The organism is Brevibacillus sp. NRRL NRS-603, assembly GCF_003013445.1.
GTDB classification, from domain to species: Bacteria; Bacillota; Bacilli; order Brevibacillales; family Brevibacillaceae; genus Brevibacillus; species Brevibacillus formosus.
In genome coordinates this window covers 1-2,222 of record NZ_PXZN01000104.1, presented here as the reverse complement: position 1 = coordinate 2,222, position 2,222 = coordinate 1, and the positions used below count along the sequence as shown (strand labels likewise).

Annotated in this window: 3 protein-coding genes; 2 read left to right on the top strand and 1 reads right to left on the bottom strand. The window is 46.8% G+C overall.

Annotation, left to right across the window (positions count from 1 at the left end; genetic code table 11):
- Window positions 1-100 precede the first annotated feature (100 nt).
- The gene (locus C7R94_RS28630; protein ID WP_106785922.1) at window positions 101-403 is read left to right on the top strand and encodes a DUF3846 domain-containing protein; all 303 of its coding nucleotides are present in this window, start codon (window positions 101-103) and stop codon (window positions 401-403) included.
- A 91-nt stretch (window positions 404-494) separates the two neighbouring features.
- On the opposite strand, the gene C7R94_RS28625 is transcribed toward C7R94_RS28630, so the two are convergent.
- Window positions 495-1,031: a dUTP diphosphatase gene (locus C7R94_RS28625; protein WP_106785921.1), complete on the bottom strand. Its 537-nt coding sequence runs from the start codon at window positions 1,029-1,031 to the stop codon at window positions 495-497.
- 195 nt (window positions 1,032-1,226) lie between these two features.
- On the opposite strand from C7R94_RS28625, the gene trhO reads away from it, so the two are divergent.
- Window positions 1,227-2,171 carry an oxygen-dependent tRNA uridine(34) hydroxylase TrhO gene (trhO, locus tag C7R94_RS28620; protein ID WP_106653090.1) on the top strand — a complete coding sequence of 315 codons (945 nt, stop codon included), beginning with the start codon at window positions 1,227-1,229 and terminating at the stop codon, window positions 2,169-2,171.
- The last annotated feature ends 51 nt before the right edge of the window (window positions 2,172-2,222 follow it).

Here is a 2,222-nt window from a genome sequence, read left to right as displayed (position 1 = left end):
CTCAACCATAGGATAACCAACACGCCAACAGGCATCCGCTCCCCTATCGCCCAATTCATTGCTTATACGTTATGATGGGTGTCAGAAGGAGTGATTGCGCTTGATTACCGTATACGTAAAGATTCCGCATGAAAATGCAGTTGTGCGGGAAATCTCTGGGACGGACGATCTACAGCAGCTGGTGGGTGGTGATTATGAGGTAGTGGAAGATGACCATCTGGAGGGAATCTCCCTCATTGTGAATGAGGATGCTCGCGGAGTAGAAGCAAACAATTTCCCCATCACGTCTGACGGTTTTTTAGACTGGGTCTATGGACCATGCGTATTCGTCAAAGCAGATGGACATTCACTGACCGCTGACGACCTTTCAAGAATTGACCAGTTTTTATCCGCCAAAGGATGAGGGTTTGACTAAAACAATGACCCCTGACGTATCAGCTCAAGTCCATTTACACGGCTGATGATCAGGGGTCTTGTTTTTTTACTCGATAGAACTAACTCTTGATACCGCTGCTGCCGAAGCCGCCCGCTCCTCTTTCAGTCTCATCCAGCTCATCGACTACTTCGAACTGCGCGACTGGGACGATTGCAATCACGCCTTGTGCAATCCGATCCCCTTTTTTGATCAAGTAGCTATGTGCATCGACTTCTTGTTCAACGGTTACTTCGTTTTCGCCAGCGCCCAGACATACCTTGCCGCTCTTTCCGGATGCGATCCGAATGTTATCCATCAGAACGCATACTTCACCGCGATAGCCTGCATCAACAGTCCCTGGTGCATTGGACAAACGCAGCTTTGTTTTTGCACTGATGCCGGAGCGAGGGCGCACTTGCAATTCAAATCCTTCTGGAAGCGCGAACGCCAAACCTGTTGGAACTTTTGCAGATTGTTCTGGAGCAATCAATGTATCCTCTACCGCGACCAAATCAAAGCCCGCGTCCATTGCTCTCGCGTACGCTGGGATTACGGCGTCTTGGTGGAGCTTTTTAATTTTCACCTGTGCAACCAGGCGCTCATTTGTCATGGTCATGTAATGTCTCTCCTCTATAGCCTGTCAGCTGAATACCATTCATAGTGTACAGGATGCGATCACATCCAGCAAGAAGCACCGATTTCATAAAAACCTCACAAATCCCTTTCTTTTTCAGCGCTTTTAACAATGGAATGTGGTATAATCACCGTTGCATCTAAAATCACAATTGAAAAAGAAAGGTGGAATTGTACCTTGCAAGTACAAAAACCATATCGCATTTTGTTGTATTACAAGTATACTCCTATTGAAAATTATGAGGAGTACGCAGCCGAGCACTTGCAATTTTGCAAGGATAACGGGCTGAAAGGGCGGATTATCGTAGCTCCGGAAGGCATTAACGGAACCGTATCCGGAACGATTGAGCAAACCGACGCCTACATGGAATATGTGCGAAAAGATCCACGTTTTAGTGATATGTGGTTTAAAATAGATGAGTCGGAAGAACATGCGTTCAAAAAAATGTTTGTGCGCCCGAAAAAAGAGCTTGTAACCTGGCGTTTGGAAGAGGATGTTGACCCGAATAAACTAGTCGGCACCTATCTGAAACCAAAAGAATGGTACGAAATGATGCAGGAAGAGGACGTCGTGATCCTCGACGGTCGCAACTACTACGAATACGATTTGGGACATTTCCGTGGCGCGATTCGCCCTGAAGTGGATTCATCCCGTGAGTTCCCTGAATGGATTCGTGAAAACATGAGCCAGTTCAAGGATAAAAAAGTCCTCACCTACTGCACAGGCGGTATTCGTTGCGAAAAGCTGACAGGTATATTGCTGCAACAAGGTTTTGAAAATGTTTACCATCTTGAGGGCGGTATTGTCACGTATGGAAAAGATCCAGAAGTCCAAGGGCGCCTGTGGGATGGAAAATGCTACGTGTTTGACGAGCGCATCTCCGTACCGATCAACCATACAGAAGAAGACGTTGTTATTGGCCGTTGCCATTACTGCGGGACTGTGGAAGACCGCTATGTAAACTGCGCTAACCCATTCTGCAACAAACAGCACTTCTGCTGCACAGAATGTGAGACAAAATTCAAGCGTTCTTGCTCCGATGAATGCCGCGAGCACCCTCGCAACCGTTATGTAGAAGCGGAAGAAAAAGCGAAGCTGCAAGCTGCTGGATCAAACGCATAATTTGATACAAACACAAACAAGCTGATTCTCGCGTAGAGTCAGCTTGTTTTT